This is a genomic window from Roseateles asaccharophilus (assembly GCF_031458115.1).
Lineage (GTDB): Bacteria > Pseudomonadota > Gammaproteobacteria > Burkholderiales > Burkholderiaceae_C > Pelomonas > Pelomonas asaccharophilus_A.
The window spans coordinates 38,250-54,409 of sequence record NZ_JAVDXV010000014.1; the positions used below are offsets into that span (position 1 = coordinate 38,250).

Here is a 16,160-nt window from a genome sequence, read left to right on the forward strand (position 1 = left end):
CTGTTTCTCAGTGCCTCTGTGACTCTGTGGTTGCATTTCCTTCTTCGAGGTATCGAATGAGCAACGCACTGATCGTCTCCACCGCCCGCACCCCGCTGACCAAGAGCTGGAAGGGCGCGTTCAACATGACCCATGGCGCGACGCTGGGCGGCTGGGCCGTCCAGGCCGCCGTCGAGCGCGCCGGCATCGATGGCGGCGCCATCGAAGACGTGCTGATGGGCTGCGCCAACCCCGAAGGCGCCACAGGCGCCAACATCGCCCGCCAGATCGCGCTGAAGGCCGGCCTGCCGGTCACGGTGAGCGGCGTCACCATCAACCGCTTCTGCTCCAGCGGCCTGCAGACCATCGCGATGGCCGCGCAGCGCATCATCGCGGGCGAGGGTGACGTCTACATCGCCGGCGGCGTGGAAAGCATCTCCTGCGTGCAGCAGGAAATGAACAAGCACATGCTGTCCGACCCGGCGCTGCTGAAGATCAAGCCCGAGATCTACTGGAACATGCTGCAGACCGCCGAGAACGTGGCCAAGCGCTACAACATCTCGCGCGAGCGCATGGACCACTACGGGGCCGGCAGCCAGCAGAAGGCCTGCGCCGCCCAGGCCGCCGGCAAGTTCAACGACGAAATGATCTCCGTCACGACGACGATGGGCGTGGCCGACAAGGTCATGGGCCTGATGAGCAAGGAAGTGACCGTCAGCGCCGATGAAGGCCTGCGCGAAGGCACGACCTACGACGGCATCAAGGACCTGCGTTCCGCCGTGCCCGGCGGCCTGGTGACGGCCGGCAACGCCAGCCAGTTCAGCGACGGCGCCGGTGCCTGCGCGCTGGTCAGCGAGCAGTACGCGTCCACGCACAACCTGAAGCCGCTGGGCCGCTTCCTCGGCTTTGCCGTGGCCGGCTGCGAGCCTGATGAAATGGGCATCGGCCCCGTGTTCGCGGTGCCCAAGGTGCTTAAGAAGCTGGGTCTGACGGTCGCCGACATCGACCTGTGGGAGCTGAACGAAGCCTTCGCCGTGCAGGTGCTGTACTGCGCCGACACGCTGGGCATCCCGATGGACAAGCTCAACGTCAACGGCGGCGCAATTGCGGTGGGCCACCCCTACGGCGTGTCGGGCCAGCGCCTGACGGGCCATGCGCTCATCGAAGGCAAGCGCCGCGGCGCCAAGCGGGTCTGCGTGACGATGTGCATCGGCGGCGGCATGGGCGCTGCCGGCGTGTTCGAAGTGCTCTGATGAGCGTCACGCCCGAACAGTTTCTGGCGATGGGCCGCGAGGTCCTAGCCACGCAGCCGTTCAGCGTGCTGCTGGGCGCTGAGGTGGTGGCGATGTCGCCGGGCAAGATCGACCTGCAGTTGGTGCTTAGACCCGAGCACCTGCAGCAGAACGGATTTGCGCATGGCGGTGTCGTCAGCTACCTGGCGGACAACGCGCTGACCTTTGCCGGCGGCACCGCAATGCAGGTGCCCGTCGTGACGTCCGAGTTCAAGATCAACTACGTGCGCCCCGCCGTGGGCGAACGCCTGATCGCCCGCGCCAGTGCCGATGCCGTCAGCAAGACCCAGGCGGTGTGCCGCTGCGAGGTCTTCGCGGTGAAGGAGGGCGCCGAGAAGCTCTGCGCGCTGGCGCAGGGCACCATCGTCCGGCTGGCCCAGGACTGACTTTCACCCGCGGCCGTGCGCCGCCCGATTCCATGCGCGAAACCCTGGACTTCCTGCTGTTCGACTGGCTGAAGGCCGGCGAGCTGACCACGCGCGAGCGCTTCGCCGAACACTCGGCCGAAACCTTCGCCGCAGTGCTCGACACCTGCGAGCGCATTGCCCGCGACAAGTTCGCGCCGTTCAACCGGCTGGCCGACCTGCAGGAGCCGCATTTCGACGGCGAGCGCGTGCACCTGCCACAGGCCACGCATGACGCGACGCTGGCGTACGCCGAGTCCGGCATGCTGGCCGCCGCGCAGGACTACGACGTCGGCGGCATGCAACTGCCCTGCGTCATCGAGATGGCCGGCAACGCCTTCTTCAGCAAGGCCAGCGTGGCGATGGGCGGCTACGCGATGCTGACCTCCGGCAACGCCAGCCTGTTGATGGCCCATGGCACTGACGTGCAGCGCGAAGTGTTCGCAAAGAACGAGTTCGCAGGCCGCTGGTTCGGCACGATGTGCCTCTCCGAGCCGCAGGCCGGCTCGTCGCTGTCCGACATCACGACACGTGCGGAGCTGGAGGACGAGGGCGATGTTCTCGGCGCTCGCTACCGACTGACCGGCAACAAGATGTGGATCTCCGGCGGCGAGCACGAGATCACCGAGAACATCGTGCACCTGGTGCTGGCCAAGATCCCCGGGCCGGATGGCAAGCTGATTCCCGGCACCAAGGGCATCTCGCTGTTCATCGTGCCCAAGTGGCTGGTGAACGAGCAGGCCGAGCTGACCGGCGAGCGCAACGACGTCGCGCTGGCCGGCCTGAACCACAAGCTGGGCTACCGCGGCACCACCAACTGCCTGCTGAACTTTGGCGAAGGCCGCTGGACGCCGCAGGGTCGCAAGGGCGCCATTGGCTACCTCGTCGGCAAGCCCGGTGACGGCCTGCGCTGCATGTTCCACATGATGAATGAGGCGCGCATCGGCGTGGGCCTGGGCGCGGTGATGCTGGGTTATGCCGGCTACGAGGCCAGCCTCGAATACGCCAAGCAGCGCCCCCAAGGCCGGCCCATGACGGCGGCCGGCAAGGACTCCGCGAGCGCACAGCGCCCCATCATCGAACACGCCGACGTGCGCCGCATGCTGCTCGCGCAGAAGAGTTTTGTCGAAGGCGGCCTGGCGCTGGAGCTGTACTGCGCGCGGCTGGTCGACGAGCTGAACACCGGCGACAACGCCGCCGAGGCGCAGGCGGTGCTGGACGTGCTGATCCCCATCGCCAAGAGTTGGCCGAGCGAGTGGTGCCTGGAAGCCAATTCGCTGGCTATCCAGGTGCTGGGCGGCGCGGGCTACACGCGGGACTTCCCGGTGGAGCAGCACTGGCGCGACAACCGCCTGAACATGATCCACGAGGGCACTCACGGCATCCAGGGCCTGGACCTGCTGGGCCGCAAGGTTGTGCAGCAGGGCGGGGCATCGCTGGTCGCCACGGCCGCTCGCGTGCAGGCCACCATCGAGCAGGCCATGCAGACCGACTGGGCGCCTCAGGCCAACCAACTCGCCGCGGCGCTGGCGCAGGTGGGTGGCGCAACGAAGAAGGCCTGGAGCACCGGCCAGCCCGAGCACGCGCTGGCGAATGCCACGCCGTACCTGCAGGCTTTCGGCCACACGGTGCTGGCCTGGCTGTGGCTGGACATCGCGATGAGCGTCGAGGGCGATAGCGACTTCGCCAACGGCAAGCGCGCCGCGGCCCGCTACTTCTTTGCCTACGAGTTGCCCAAGATCGCCGCGTGGCTGGACGTGGTGGCGCGTCGTGAGCCGCTTTGCCGCGACATGAAGACCGAATACTTCTGAGGAGATCTACGCATGAGCACCAAAGTCCAAGACCTGTTCGACCTGACCGGCCAGGTGGCCCTCGTCACCGGCGGCTCGCGCGGCCTGGGTCTGCAGATCGCCGAAGCGCTGGGCGATGCCGGCGCCAAGATCATGCTGACCTCGCGAAAGGCGGCGGACCTGGAAGAAGCCGCCGCCCACCTGCAGGCGCGCGGCATCGACACGCGCTGGATCGCGGCCGACGCATCCAAGGAAGCAGACGCGCAGCGCGTCGTCACCGAGACGATGGAGCGCCTGGGCCAGATCGACATCCTCGTCAACAACGCCGGCGCCACCTGGGGCGCACCGGCCGAGGACCATCCCATCGACGCGTGGGACAAGGTCATGGACCTGAACATCCGCAGCCTGTTCGTGTTCGCGCAGGCGGTGGCCAAGGCCAGCATGATCCCGCGCAAGTCGGGCCGCATCATCAACGTCGCGTCCATCGCCGGCCTGTCCGGCAACTCGGGCGCGATGAAGACCATCGCCTACAACACCAGCAAGGGCGCGGCCGTGAACTTCACGCGCGCGCTGGCCGGCGAATGGGGCCAGTACGGCATCACCGTCAATGCACTGGCGCCGGGCTTCTTCCCGAGCAAGATGACCAAGGGCCTGCTGGCCACCGTGGGCGCCGAGAAGATGGCTTCTCATGCGCCGCTGAACCGGTTGGGCGATGACGATGACCTGAAGGGCGCCGCGCTGCTGTTCGCGTCAAGGGCCGGCAAGCACATCACGGGGCAGATCCTGGCCATCGACGGCGGCGTGAGCGCCGTTCATGGGAATTGACGAGCACCCCCGCGCCGCTTCGCGGCACCCCTCAAGGGGGCGCTGCCAGTGGCCTGGCAAAGCCAGTTCCACGGCAGCCGCGCGATGATGCGGCTGCCTGCAGCGCCGCAACCGGAAACCTGCCTTGATTCCCTTTCCTGTCCACATCCCCTTCGTCCAGCAACTCGGCTTTGAGCTGCATTCGGTCGGCGATGGCGAGGCCGAGCTGCGGCTGACCGTTGCCGAGCAGCATCTGAACTCCTGGCGCGTGGCGCACGGCGGCGTCGTCATGACGCTGCTGGACGTGGCCATGGCCCATGCGGCGCGCAGCGTGAACCGCCACCTGCCGGACTTGGGGCCTGGCGTCGTCACCGTTGAAATGAAGACGAGCTTCATGCGCCCCGGCGAGGGCCAACTGCGCGCCGTGGGCAAGCTGCTGCATCGCTCGACGACCATGGCCTTCTGCGAAGGCTCGATCTACGGCGCCGACGACAAGCTGTGCGCTCACGCCACCGGCACGTTCAAGTACCTGCGCGCGCTGCCCGCGGGTCGCCAACTGAAGCCGCTGGGCGGCGAGGGCGACTGACCCCGCTTTGCGCTCGGGTTTGAGTGATGTTTTCCGAAACGGCGTTCCAATAGCGGGCACAATGACGCTCAGCGCCAGTTCCTGCCCCAGTGCGGGAGCCCGGTTGGCCAGGCTGCTCATCCGGACCCTGAGGTCCTGCCCGATCCCGGGATGGCGCCTGGTGACGCCCCTCGCTCAGGCCCCTCTGGCCTGTGGTGCAGTGGCCAGCACCCCTTCAGCACCACCCGAAAGCACCCGCCATGAAGATCGCCCTCATCATCGAGAACAGCCAGGCCGCCAAGTCCGAGATCGTCCACTCGGCCCTCAAGTCGGTCGTCGAGCCGCTGGGCCACAGTGTCCACCACTACGGCATGTACACGCCGGAAGACAAGGCCTCGCTGACCTACGTCATGAACGGTCTGCTCGCCGGCATCCTGCTGAACTCCAAGGCCGCCGACTTCGTCGTCACCGGCTGCGGCACCGGCATGGGTTCCATGTTGGCTGCCAACAGCATGCCTGGCGTGTTCTGCGGCCTGGTCATGGACCCGACCGACGCCTTCCTGTTCGGCCAGATCAACGACGGCAACTGCCTGTCCATGCCTTACTCCAAGGGCTTCGGCTGGGCCGCTGAACTGAACCTGCAGGACTGCTACCGCAAGCTGTTCGAGAACGAGCGTGGCGTTGGCTACCCCAAGGAACGCGCCGCCATCATGGCCAAGAACCGCGGCATCCTGAAGGATCTGAAGGCCGCGTCCTGCCGCGACATGCTGACCGTGCTGAAGACGGTGGACCAGGATTTGCTGAAGGCCACCTGCGCCGGCGAGAAGTTCCAGGAACTGTTCTTCACGAACTGCCAGGACGACGCCATCGCCGCGCACATCAAGTCTGTTCTCTGATGTGACTCTCGCGACAGTCTCGCGGGCTGCGAGACTGTCGCGATGTCTGTTTCTGTCCCACACCTCACGCTGCGTACTCTCACGCGCGGCGATGGCCTGCTCGGCCTGCGCCCTCGCGGCCCACTAGGCCCGAGAGGCGAACAAGTGACGGTGGCGACGCTGGCGCGGCGGGATGCCGACGCCGAACAGATCCTCCTCAAGCAAGGCCTCATCGCGCTGGACCCGGCGCTGCTGCAATGGCGCGGCGCGCCGCTGCCGCTGGGGGGCGCGTCGCTGTGGACGCTGGTCCAGGAAGAGTTCTTCGGCGACTTCCATGCCGAGGCCGTGCCCGAACTGCAGGCCCAGGGCTGGCAGATCACGACCGAGCCCGGCTTTGCGCACCACAGCCAGTTCGTCAGCGGCTGGCAGCTGGGCCTGACGGAAGAACAAGCGCCCGAGGCGCTCAAACCCAGCCGCCGCGTCGAAGGCCTGGCGCTGGAGCGGCGCACGGGCGCCTGGCTGGTCAGCCTGGGCATGGAGGTGGACGGCAAGCAGCTGGACCTCGCACCGCTGATCGCCAATCTGCTTCGCCGCGACAAGCGCTGGCTGGATGCCGTGGCAATTGGCGCCATCGAGGACGATGCCATCGTGTCGCTGCGCGCTCCGGGCGGTCGGCGCTATCACGCCGTCGCAGCGCCCTTGAAGGCCATGATGCTGGCGCTGCTGGACCTGCTGAAGCCCGCGGAGCTGGAAAAGGGCAAGCCCCTGCGGCTCAACGAGTGGGACGGCGACCGCCTGCGCCTCATCGAGGACGAATCGCGCGGCCGCTGGCAGATCCACGGCGATGCGGGTCTGAAGGGGCTGGGCCGGCGCCTGCTGGCCGCCGGCGCGCCACCGGCCTTTGCGCAGCCGCCCGGCCTGGGGCTGCAATTGCGGCCCTATCAACTGCATGGCCTGGCCTGGCTGCAGTACCTGCGCGAGCAGCGCCTGGCCGGCATCCTGGCCGACGACATGGGCCTGGGCAAGACAGCGCAGGCGCTGGCCCACATCTGGACCGAGAAGCAGGCGGGGCGCTTGGACAGACCGGCGCTGGTCATCGTTCCGACCTCGCTGCTGTTCAACTGGCAGCAGGAGGCAGCCCGCATCGCGCCGGGCTTGAAGGTGCGACCCTGGCATGGCGCCGACCGTACCAAGCTACAGCTTGCCGATGCCGATGTCGTGCTGACCACCTACAACCTGGTCTGGCGCGACCTGCGCGCGCTGTCGACCCAGCCCTGGCATCTGCTCATCCTTGACGAGGCCCAAGCCGTCAAGAACGCGCAGGCCCGCGCCGCACGTGCACTGCGACGGCTGGACGCGCGCCACCTGCTGGCGCTGACCGGCACGCCGCTGGAAAACCACCTGGGCGAGCTGTGGTCGCTGTTCGATCTGCTGATGCCCGGCTTCCTGGGCGACTCGCGCACGTTCGCGCGCCACTGGCGCAAGCCCATCGAGGTCAACGGCGACGGCGCGCGCGCGCGGCTGCTGGCGGCGCGCGTGCGTCCCTTCATCCTGCGCCGGCTCAAGACCGAGGTGGCGACCGAACTGCCGCCGCTCAGCGAGTTCGTCAAACGCGTGACGCTGGTGGGCCAGCAGAAGCAACTCTACGAAAGCGTGCGCGTCGCGGCCGATCACATGGTGCGTCGCATCCTGCAGCGCGACGGCTTCACGCCGACCAGCCTCATCAGCGTGCTCGATGCGATGCTGAAGCTGCGCCAGGTCTGCTGTGACCCACGGCTGCTGAAGGGCGTGGAGGCGGCGCCGCACACCGAGCGCGCCAAGCTCGAATGGCTGCGCGAGCACCTGCCGGACTTCGTCGCCCAGGGCCGGCGGCTGCTGGTGTTCTCGCAGTTCACCGAGATGCTGGACCTGATTGCCGCCGAGTTGGACGCCTTGGGCCTGCCCCATCTGCGCTTGACCGGCCAGACCGCGGCCTCGGCCCGCGGTGAGGTGGTGCGGCGCTTCCAGGCGCGTGAAGAGCCCATCCTGCTCGCGAGCCTGAAGGCTGGTGGTGTGGGCTTGAACCTCACGGCCGCAGATACGGTCATCCATGTCGACCCCTGGTGGAACCCCGCCGTGCAGGCCCAGGCCAGCGCGCGCGCCCACCGCATCGGGCAGGACCAGCCGGTGTTCGTCTATCAGCTCGTGGCCGAGGGCAGCATCGAAGAGCGCATGCTGGAGTTGCAGGCTCGCAAGCGCGCGCTGGCCGCTGGCCTGCTGGGCCAGGATGATGGCGTGAGCCTGGGCAAGTTCAGCGAACTGGAGCTGAAGCTGCTGTTGGCGCCGCTGGAGGACGTGGCGGCCTTCGATCGGGCGGCAGGTTGACGGCTGGCCGCCGCGTCAGAACAACGAGAGTTGCCGTGACACGGGCGGAACTGCAAGCTTCCAACGATCAATCACTTCGTAGTGATACGGCATGCCGTGGCCGACGACGAGCAAGACCTCGTCGATGAGCCAGGTGATGGATCGGATGGCCAGGGTGACCTGCAGCGGCTCGGGCGCCCGATAGCTGATGGTGACGTGCGGGCTGTGGCCTGGAGCGTCCAGGCCACTGAGGCGCAGCTCGTGGCGAACGTTGGCCAGCACGTCCTTGAACCCGGTGGGCCTGCCGCGACCGAGCAAGGTCCAATGCTCCCAGCATCGGCATCACGACCCGGCCCGGCGCGGCCTGGCTCAACTTCAGCAGCGGCGGCGTGCCGGTGAGTCAGGACATTCGCATCACGGAAACGCCCTGCCACTACGGCGGCTCACGGCCTTGGTTTCAATGCCCGCGATGCCAGCGCCGGGTGGGCGTGCTGTTCCTGCGCTCGGCCAACTTCATGTGCCGCCACTGCGGGCGCGTGGCCTATGCAAGCCAGTCCGAGGACGGCATGGGGCGGGCCTGGATCAAGCAGCGCAAGCTAGAGGCACGGCTTTGCGATGGCTGGCAGCGGCCGAAGGGAATGCACAGTGCCACCTATGAGCGGATCTGGAACGGGATCGTCGCCTGTGAAGAGGCAAGGGACGCGGCGCTATGCGCCTACCTGCGACGGCACGCGGGCGTACTCGGTATGACGCTGCCCACCTAGCGGCCGGAATTCTGTTGCCCATTCTGTTGCCAGCGAAGCCCAACAGCAGCCGAAACGAAAAACGGGTTAGCCGCCTGAGCAGCTAACCCGTTGATCTACTTCAATAAAAATGGTCGGGACGGCGGGATTCGAACTCGCTACCCCTTGCACCCCATCGAAGTAATTGATCATCTTTGTGATTTGAGTGACGCTAGGCTGTCCGCTGATTTTTTGGAAATAATCGTTTAAAATCAACGTATTGCGTGGCAATACGGCGGTTTTGGCATCGTCCCACTGAGTGCCACAAGATGCCGGTAGATCCCACGTCCGGTATCCCCCTGGGTATCCCCCTGGAGAAGTTGATGGCGACGACTCGATATCCGAAGCAAGGCAAAGGAAGCCGCTGGACGGAGCTTGGCTTGAAGGCGATCCCTTCAAGCTGGAGGGGTGACTACATTGCGGATGGCGAAGGGCTGACGGGCGAGGTGCGGGTCGCCTCAGAAGGCAGGGTCAGCATCAACTTCAAGTACGGCTACAAGTGGCGCGGAGCGGGAGAGAAGCACTACTGTGGAACCTGGCCCGACGTCGCTCTCTCAGCCATTCGCGCAGAACGTGACCGCGCCAGAGCGCTAGTCAGGTCTGGAGCTAGTCCGAGCGATGCCAAGCGCGCCGCAAAGATTGAAGCCCAGGCCACTATTGAGGCCACCCTCGCTGAGGCTGCTCGCCAGCAGGCCGAGGACCTTCCCCTTCGCGCGATGCTCGAAGCGTGGCTGCGTGACGGCGTGAAGCGTGCGGATGACAACGCGGAATTGCAGCGCAGCTTCGAGAAGGACGTGCTGCCGCTCATCGGAGCGAAACCTGTACGTGCGGTGGAAGAGGGCGACATCCGAGCCGTACTGCGTGCCGTGATCGATCGCGGCACCTACCGGATGGCCTCGCGGGTCTATGCCGACCTGGTGCAACTATTCGCGTGGGCAGAGGCGCGGAAGCCCTGGCGCGCGCTCATGGTCGAGGGTAACCCCACCAAGTTGGTCGAACTGGCCAAGCTGCTGCCACATGGGTGCGACCCTGACGCAGAGCGTGACCGTGTGTTGTCTGCCGATGAGCTGCGCGAGCTGCAAGTCAAGTTGACCGACATGGAGGCCGCCTACGCCGCAGCACCTGCCGGAACGAAGTACGGCGTTGACCGCCCGCTGAAGAAAGAAACGCAGCTAGCGCTGTGGATTTGCCTGAGCACCCTCTGCCGTATCGGGGAACTCTTGATGGCTCGCTGGGAGCACGTGAACCTTACCGGCGGTGAGTGGTTTGTTCCTGCCGAGAACACCAAGACACGCGTCAGCTGGAAGGTCTATTTGTCGCCGTTCGCTCTGCGGCAGTTCAAGGCGCTGCATGCGTTGACCGGCGACACGGCATTCTGCTTTCCGGCTCGAGCGGCGGCGGGTGAAGTGCCAGCAGACCATGTGTGCGTCAAGAGCGTGTCCAAGCAGATCGGCGATCGTCAGACGCAATTCAAGAAGCGGGCCGGACCGCTGACGCATCGCAAGCATGACAACTCGCTCACTCTGTCCGAGGGCAGGGCGGGGGCGTGGACACCGCATGACTTGCGGCGCACGGGGGCCACCATGATGCAGCAGTTGGGCGTGTCACTTGACCTTATCGATCGATGCCAGAACCACGTGATGGCTGGCAGCCGGGTTCGTAGGGCCTATCTGCATCACGACTACGCAGCGGAGAAGCGCGAAGCCTGGGCGAAGTTGGGTGAGCGGATTGACGTCTTGTTGGGTGGCTTCAATCAGATTCGGCTCGAGGCCAAGCAGGCGTAGAAGGCGTTTACAGCCTAAGGGCTGTATGAAGTGCATTCAGCCAAGCTAAAACGGGAACGATCCGTCTGCCTACCTCAGGGACGTGCTAGCCAGGCTGCCGACGCAGCCGGCGAGCAGATCGGCCAACTGTTGCCGCATCGCTGGTCAGCAGCTATCGATTACTAGCGCACACCTCGTCAGCAGGTCTGCCAGGACCGCCACCAGTACCAAGCGCCCCAGCACGCCAACAGCCAAAGCAACACGATGAGGGCTGCACCGGCCTTACTGGTCGGCTTGGCGCCTCTCGATGCCATCCACTCATCTGCCTTGCTGCGGCTTTCCGCCAATACCTCCGCCGGTAGCAGCTTGATGGCCACCCAAATCAGGCCGGGCAGAAGCAAAACGTCATCGACATAGCCGAGCACCGGAATGAAGTCTGGGATGAGGTCGATTGGGCTCAGCGCGTACGCCACGACAAACACCCCGAGGGCCTTGGCGTACCACGGAGTGCGCGGGTTTCTTCCTGCGAACCAAAGAGTGACGCCATCGCGTTTAAGCCGCTTGGCCCATGACCTCAAGCTGCTGCTGATGCTCATGGGCCGCAGCATGCCAGGGTCTGGTGTCTGACCTCGCACTTGGCAGGAAGTGACGAGTCTGCGCTTACGGGAAGTCTGTCCCGTCAAGATGCCATCGCTGGACGCTTATGGCGGTGCGTGGTGTTTCACTGGTCATGGGCCAGTTGCCATGTGCGGCGACGGCTTTCTCGCCGAGGCCGGAGCAATCAGGAAGGACTGGGAAGAGGGGCTCCCGGGCGAGGCGCTTAAGCGTTCCTTAAGCGTCGTTTTTGAACACTGCGCGCCGTTCTTCATCGGCGCATCACGTGTTCGCTCCTCACTCCATCAATCCGCGCTCGCGCGAGATATCAGCCGCTGCCTCCAATCCAGCGTGGACACCCACGGAAGGCCGTGGCGACCGCGTTCGGCAGGACTTGCTTGTCCTGTTCTGCGGTCTCGCTCTGCTCGCTTTGTGGGAATGGTCTCGATTGGACCTGCCGCTGGCTCACCTATACGGTACCCCTGCGGGCTTCGAATGGAGGGACCACTGGTTAACTGCCAAGGTGCTTCACGATGGCGTTCGGGTTGTCGGTTGGGCAATTTATGCGTGGTTGATCGTCAGCCTGTGGCGGCCAAGGATGCTTGTGCTCGCCATGCCAAGGCGCAGTCGACTTTGGTGGATAGGCACGACGTTGGCTTGCGTGGCCTTGATTCCAGTTCTGAAACGTGCGAGCTCCACCAGCTGCCCATGGTCTCTCATTCAGTTTGGAGGCGACTTCGCGCGCTACGTGCCGCACTGGCTCCTAGGGCTCCCTGACGGCGGGCCGGGGGGGTGTTTTCCGTCCGGTCACGCGTCGACAGCATTTGCATTCATTCCGGGCTGGTTTGCGCTTCGCGACCATGCCCCTCGCGTCGCTCGCTTCTTCCTCGTGGTCGTGCTCATCTGCGGCGCTGTGCTTGGGTGGGTTCAGATGATGCGAGGGGCGCACTTCCTCAGCCATTCCCTGTGGACCGCGTGGATCTGTTGGGCCGTCAGCCTGCTGAGTTGGTATGGCCTGCAGCCCTGGCGTGAGTGGCCGTTGATCGGGAATCAAGTGAGCCTCGATGGAGGGCGGTCGTGAAGCGTGCCGTCGGATGGTTCTATCCCGATCCAGCACGGCCTCTCACCCAGGTGTGGATGTGCTCTCTGTGGATGGGGCTGGTGGCGAACTGGCCGCTTTGGAAGCAGCTGACCACGCTGCCAGAGCTCGGCGGTTGGCGCGGCCTCGTGTTCATCGTCGCGTTTGCTGGCATGGTGACAGCTGCGACCGGGACGGTTGTCAGTTTGCTGGCGTGGCCACGACTCATCAAAGGGGTTTTGACTCTCTTGCTCGTGGCGTCGGCGGCGCTGGCCTATTTCATCGACAGCTATGGCATCGTGTTCGACCCAACGATGGTCGTGAACATGGTTCAGACGGATGCGCGGGAGACGCGTGACTTGCTGAGCCTCCGCCTCTTGCTGACGATTCTTTTGGTGGGTGTGACGCCAGCCGTTTGGCTGCTGATTCAACCTCGAGCGCCTGCGCAGCACATCGTTCGGCGGGTGGCCGGAAACATGGCCAGCTTTGTCGTTGGGGTGATCGTGGTGGTCGGGCTAGCACTTGCGGTGTTCGCCGATCTGTCGTCCACCATGCGCAACCACAAGGCGCTGCGATACATGGTGACACCCCTCAACGCGGTGTACTCCTTGAGTGCGGCAGCGATCCGCAGTCAAGCAGCGCCAAGTGGTCCCCCGGTCGTCATCGGTGCCGATGCTCGTCTATTGCCTCGACCTGCTGGTACCAAGCCCCCGCTGTTGCTGCTGGTGGTGGGGGAGACGGCGCGCTCCATGAACTTCAGCCTCAACGGCTACGAGCGCCTGACGAATCCGGAACTGTCCAAGCTGCCCGTGGTCAGCTTTCGCGACGTGACGTCGTGCGGCACCGCCACAGCCGCCTCGCTGCCGTGCATGTTCTCGCCGTTGGGGCGCTCGGATTTCGTGGACTTGAAGGGTACACAGGAGAACCTGTTGGATGTCCTCTACCGCGCTGGTTTAGCCGTGCTGTGGTTGGACAACCAGAGTGGCTGCAAAGGACTGTGCGACCGGGTTCCCAACAGCACCACGGCCAATCTCCCCGAAGGCGCGATGCCACTGCCTGCGGCGCTGTGTCGCAAGGACGAGCTTGGCCATGCGGAGTGTTATGACGAGGCGATGCTGCATGAGCTGGATAGGCGCGTGGCACAACTGGAGCCGGCCCGGCTCGAGCGGGGCCTGGTACTCGTCATGCACCAGATGGGCAGTCATGGACCAGCCTACTTCAAGCGCTCGCCGCCGGACCTGGAACTGTTTCAGCCCGAGTGCATGAGCAACGCGCTGCAGCAGTGCGAGCGGCAACAAGTCGTCAACGGGTATGACAACACGATTGCGACGACAGACCGTCTGTTGGCTCGGTCAATCTCCTGGCTACAGACTATGTCGACTCGGTTCGAACCTGGCATGCTGTACATCTCGGATCATGGCGAGTCCTTGGGGGAGAACGGCCTGTACCTTCATGGGATGCCATACGCCATGGCACCGAGGGAGCAAACGCATGTGCCGATGATTGTCTGGCGTCCAAACGCAGATGGCGGTGCCCAAAAGCTCATGCCGGGTTGCCTGGCAGGCTTGCGCGACAAGCCAGCGTCACATGACAACCTCTTCCACACAGTGATGGGCTGGATGGGTGCTCGCGCGGACGTGTACCGTCCAGAGCTAGATATCCTGTCCAACTGTCGGTAGAGGCTAACCGACCGACAGATGTGATTTTGGTCCTGGATTGCGTGCCGAAAGCCCGTCTTTTGGCCAGTCGACAAGCTCACAACCAAACAGCTTGTTGATGAGTTCGTCGGCAGGCAGTTTCAGAAACGCAGCGGCATATCGGGATGCGGTCGAGCCCGGCGAGAGGTCCCGCAGGGCCTCAGACAGTCCAGAGCCTGTCGAACAACGCGGGCGGCGGCTCGGCATCGTCTGCGGAAACTACGCGCACACCTCGCAGAGATGCCGGTCGCACGCCGAACGTTGCGACAAACGTGCGAGTCAGGTGAGCGCTGTCGGAAAAACCTGCCCAATGGGCCGCTTCGGTGAGCGTGGACCCATCGGCGAGGGTGCGCACGGCACGCTGCAGTCGCAGCCAGCGCACATAGGCACGAAACGGCAAGCCGGACACCTCGGCGAACCAATGCATGAAACGGGATGCCGACAGTCCGACAGCCTGCGCGGCGTCTTCGACGCGTACCGACGTGTCGAGTGCCGGCTCCAGCCATCGGAGGATGGTTGCCAGGCGTTCATCGTTGGGGCCACGATTGCGAGACGCCCCCTGACCTTCCAGCCACCGCGCCAACGCTCGTTCCAGGAGATCAGCCTGCGAGACCAGCATCGAGACCGGCTCAGCGATTGGTGTCGGCACTCCGCCGACCATCGCAGGGTCCAGGAAGACCATGCGAACTGGATGGGTGGCCACTAGGCGATGTGGGACGCGGGCGGAGAGGAAATGTCCGGGGCTGTCTAGCACTCCCCAGGATCCTTCGACAGTCAAGGTGCCCGCTGAACACCAGGCAAGTTGGGCAGCCTGATGTCGGTGTGGGCGTCCCGTTTCGACCGGGCCTACGTAGACGGCCCAACCGCGGCCGACGGTGAGCTGAGGCCGGTCCGGAACTGTTGCCTCAACCATGCGCTGCCCGTAACGCAAGCCGATAAACAGATGGGCAAGCAGCCGCGTGCGTTTCCGGCATCTTTGCCGGAAGCCGGCCTCCGATCTTCATCGTTTTCTCCATAGTCTTAGATCGCCGTCATTGCACACCCTGAAGGGGGTACGGAGTCAAGTAGCGATGGACTCGCGCCGTACACGCACGCGTCAGCGAGGCGTCCAGCGTACGCAGATCAAGGGACCAGCAGCGGAGTACGGCGGTCTTCCTGATCGGTCTTATCAAGCTCTTGCTCACCGTCGCTCTTCCGGGACGCTGCTATCGCGTCGTCGCGCGAGTTCAGTTGCCGCCACGGAAGGCGCTGTTGCGGGCGAAGAGTCAAGCGGGCGTAGCTGGTTTGTTCAAGCGCGCCCTGAGCCGGATGGCAACACTGGCGCTGCTTGTTGAGGAAATAGCAATGAAAGTGAGTTCTCTTGTACGGTACGGCTCGTACCCCGGGGTCATGGCCCTGATGCTCCTCGGTGTAGCGGCAACGCCTGAGAGAGGCTTTGCATTTGCTTGGCTCGCCGCACTTGTCGCCAGCGGGCTGCTGGTCGTGGCCCTGCTTGAGCGCCGGTTTCCATTTGAGTCTCGGTGGCAGGCCGCGGATCTGGACTTTCCGGCCGACGTCGCGCACGCTGTCGTCAACCTGGCTGTGATGCACGCAGCGGTGCTCGGCTTCGCGCTAATGCGCGACCTGACTGGCTATGAGGGGTTGGGATGGCCTGGAGACTGGCCCTACCTTGCTGAGGTTTTCTTGGCCGGGCTGCCGCTGGACCTGTCGCTGTATGCCGTGCATCGCCTGAGCCATCGCCACGGCATTCTTTGGCGGTTCCACAGCATTCACCACTCATCCCGGCGGCTCTACTGGCTCAATGGCGAACGTCGTCATCCGCTGCATGCCGCGCTAATGGCAAGCCCGGGACTGCTGGTGCTCGGAGTGCTCGGAACGCCCGCAGAGGTTGTAGGCGGATGGTTCGCCATCCTGGCCGTGCATCTGGCCTTCCAGCATGCCAACCTGGACTACCGGCTTGGACCATTTCGCTACCTGCTAGGCGTTGCCGAGCTGCACCGCTGGCATCACCGAGAGCGCTTCGAGGACGCGCAGGTGAACTTCGGCGAGTTCTGGTTGATATGGGACCACGTCTTTGGCACCTTTTACCAGCCAAGTGCACCGCTTGGCCCCATTGGTATCGAAGGCGATCCTGTCCCACATGGCTACGGTCAACAGATCGTTTACCCGTTCCGGACCAACATATGAACAGGAG

General features: G+C 64.8%; 15 protein-coding genes and 1 pseudogene. 13 read left to right on the forward strand and 3 right to left on the reverse strand.

Annotated features, from left to right (window positions below):
* Positions 1-56: 56 nt before the first annotated feature.
* The 7 genes from J2X21_RS26550 to J2X21_RS26580 all read left to right on the forward strand — a co-directional run bounded on the left by J2X21_RS26550 (position 57) and on the right by J2X21_RS26580 (position 8,073).
* Positions 57-1,232, forward strand: a complete 1,176-nt coding sequence (locus J2X21_RS26550) for an acetyl-CoA C-acyltransferase (protein WP_310333158.1) — start codon at positions 57-59, stop codon at positions 1,230-1,232.
* Positions 1,232-1,657 (forward strand): PaaI family thioesterase, encoded by a 426-nt coding sequence (locus J2X21_RS26555; RefSeq protein ID WP_310333159.1) that lies wholly within the window; start codon positions 1,232-1,234, stop codon positions 1,655-1,657. The genes J2X21_RS26550 and J2X21_RS26555 overlap by 1 nt, the downstream gene beginning before the upstream one ends.
* A gap of 32 nt (positions 1,658-1,689) precedes the next feature.
* Positions 1,690-3,486, forward strand: a complete 1,797-nt coding sequence (locus J2X21_RS26560) for an acyl-CoA dehydrogenase (protein ID WP_310333160.1) — start codon at positions 1,690-1,692, stop codon at positions 3,484-3,486.
* Positions 3,487-3,498: 12 nt separating this feature from the next.
* Complete coding sequence (locus J2X21_RS26565) at positions 3,499-4,290, forward strand: SDR family oxidoreductase (protein ID WP_310333161.1); 792 nt, start codon at positions 3,499-3,501, stop codon at positions 4,288-4,290.
* Positions 4,291-4,414: 124 nt separating this feature from the next.
* Positions 4,415-4,855: a PaaI family thioesterase gene (locus J2X21_RS26570; protein WP_310333162.1), complete on the forward strand. Its 441-nt coding sequence runs from the start codon at positions 4,415-4,417 to the stop codon at positions 4,853-4,855.
* A 239-nt stretch (positions 4,856-5,094) separates the two neighbouring features.
* On the forward strand, positions 5,095-5,730 hold the full coding sequence (locus J2X21_RS26575; RefSeq protein ID WP_310333163.1) for an RpiB/LacA/LacB family sugar-phosphate isomerase: 636 nt from the start codon (positions 5,095-5,097) through the stop codon (positions 5,728-5,730).
* Between the two features lie 42 nt (positions 5,731-5,772).
* A complete protein-coding gene (locus J2X21_RS26580; RefSeq protein ID WP_310333164.1) occupies positions 5,773-8,073 on the forward strand; it encodes a DEAD/DEAH box helicase in 2,301 nt (766 codons plus the stop codon).
* 15 nt (positions 8,074-8,088) lie between these two features.
* Here J2X21_RS26580 and J2X21_RS26585 read toward each other — a convergent pair whose 3' ends face one another.
* Positions 8,089-8,370, reverse strand: coding sequence for a hypothetical protein (locus J2X21_RS26585; RefSeq protein WP_310333165.1), 282 nt, complete (start codon positions 8,368-8,370; stop codon positions 8,089-8,091).
* A gap of 170 nt (positions 8,371-8,540) precedes the next feature.
* Between J2X21_RS26585 and J2X21_RS26590 the strand changes: the two genes are divergently transcribed.
* From J2X21_RS26590 to J2X21_RS26600, 3 genes and pseudogenes are all read left to right on the forward strand, one after another.
* On the forward strand, positions 8,541-8,816 hold the full coding sequence (locus J2X21_RS26590) for a hypothetical protein (protein ID WP_310333166.1): 276 nt from the start codon (positions 8,541-8,543) through the stop codon (positions 8,814-8,816).
* Positions 8,817-9,103: 287 nt separating this feature from the next.
* Positions 9,104-10,618, forward strand: coding sequence for a tyrosine-type recombinase/integrase (locus J2X21_RS26595; RefSeq protein ID WP_310333167.1), 1,515 nt, complete (start codon positions 9,104-9,106; stop codon positions 10,616-10,618).
* A gap of 49 nt (positions 10,619-10,667) precedes the next feature.
* A pseudogene (locus J2X21_RS26600) lies at positions 10,668-10,783 on the forward strand (transposase domain-containing protein); the annotation flags it as partial.
* 11 nt (positions 10,784-10,794) lie between these two features.
* Here the strand turns inward: J2X21_RS26600 and J2X21_RS26605 are convergent.
* Positions 10,795-11,193 carry a YkvA family protein gene (locus tag J2X21_RS26605; RefSeq protein WP_310333168.1) on the reverse strand — a complete coding sequence of 133 codons (399 nt, stop codon included), beginning with the start codon at positions 11,191-11,193 and terminating at the stop codon, positions 10,795-10,797.
* A 611-nt stretch (positions 11,194-11,804) separates the two neighbouring features.
* Here J2X21_RS26605 and J2X21_RS26610 point away from each other — a divergent pair.
* Both J2X21_RS26610 and J2X21_RS26615 read left to right on the forward strand, forming a co-directional pair.
* Positions 11,805-12,272 carry a phosphatase PAP2 family protein gene (locus J2X21_RS26610; RefSeq protein WP_310333214.1) on the forward strand — a complete coding sequence of 156 codons (468 nt, stop codon included), beginning with the start codon at positions 11,805-11,807 and terminating at the stop codon, positions 12,270-12,272.
* On the forward strand, positions 12,269-13,948 hold the full coding sequence (locus tag J2X21_RS26615) for a phosphoethanolamine transferase (protein ID WP_310333169.1): 1,680 nt from the start codon (positions 12,269-12,271) through the stop codon (positions 13,946-13,948). The genes J2X21_RS26610 and J2X21_RS26615 overlap by 4 nt, the downstream gene beginning before the upstream one ends.
* 178 nt (positions 13,949-14,126) lie before the next feature.
* Here J2X21_RS26615 and J2X21_RS26620 read toward each other — a convergent pair whose 3' ends face one another.
* Entirely contained in the window at positions 14,127-14,648 is a 522-nt protein-coding gene (locus tag J2X21_RS26620; RefSeq protein WP_310333170.1) for a helix-turn-helix transcriptional regulator, read from the reverse strand.
* A gap of 602 nt (positions 14,649-15,250) precedes the next feature.
* Between J2X21_RS26620 and J2X21_RS26625 the strand changes: the two genes are divergently transcribed.
* Entirely contained in the window at positions 15,251-16,153 is a 903-nt protein-coding gene (locus tag J2X21_RS26625) for a sterol desaturase family protein (RefSeq protein ID WP_310333171.1), read from the forward strand.
* Positions 16,154-16,160 lie beyond the last annotated feature (7 nt).

Bases quoted from the DNA above. Each gene is read 5' to 3' on its own strand.
- J2X21_RS26555 (WP_310333159.1), top strand. From the start codon at position 1,232: ATGAGCGTCACGCCCGAACAGTTTCTGGCGATGGGCCGCGAGGTCCTA.
- J2X21_RS26575 (WP_310333163.1), top strand. From the start codon at position 5,095: ATGAAGATCGCCCTCATCATCGAGAACAGCCAGGCCGCCAAGTCCGAG.
- J2X21_RS26595 (WP_310333167.1), top strand. From the start codon at position 9,104: ATGCCGGTAGATCCCACGTCCGGTATCCCCCTGGGTATCCCCCTGGAG.
- J2X21_RS26560 (WP_310333160.1), top strand. From the start codon at position 1,690: ATGCGCGAAACCCTGGACTTCCTGCTGTTCGACTGGCTGAAGGCCGGC.
- J2X21_RS26605 (WP_310333168.1), bottom strand. From the start codon at position 11,193: ATGAGCATCAGCAGCAGCTTGAGGTCATGGGCCAAGCGGCTTAAACGC.
- J2X21_RS26550 (WP_310333158.1), top strand. From the start codon at position 57: ATGAGCAACGCACTGATCGTCTCCACCGCCCGCACCCCGCTGACCAAG.
- J2X21_RS26620 (WP_310333170.1), bottom strand. From the start codon at position 14,648: ATGGTCTTCCTGGACCCTGCGATGGTCGGCGGAGTGCCGACACCAATC.
- J2X21_RS26610 (WP_310333214.1), top strand. From the start codon at position 11,805: ATGCCAAGGCGCAGTCGACTTTGGTGGATAGGCACGACGTTGGCTTGC.
- J2X21_RS26565 (WP_310333161.1), top strand. From the start codon at position 3,499: ATGAGCACCAAAGTCCAAGACCTGTTCGACCTGACCGGCCAGGTGGCC.
- J2X21_RS26580 (WP_310333164.1), top strand. From the start codon at position 5,773: ATGTCTGTTTCTGTCCCACACCTCACGCTGCGTACTCTCACGCGCGGC.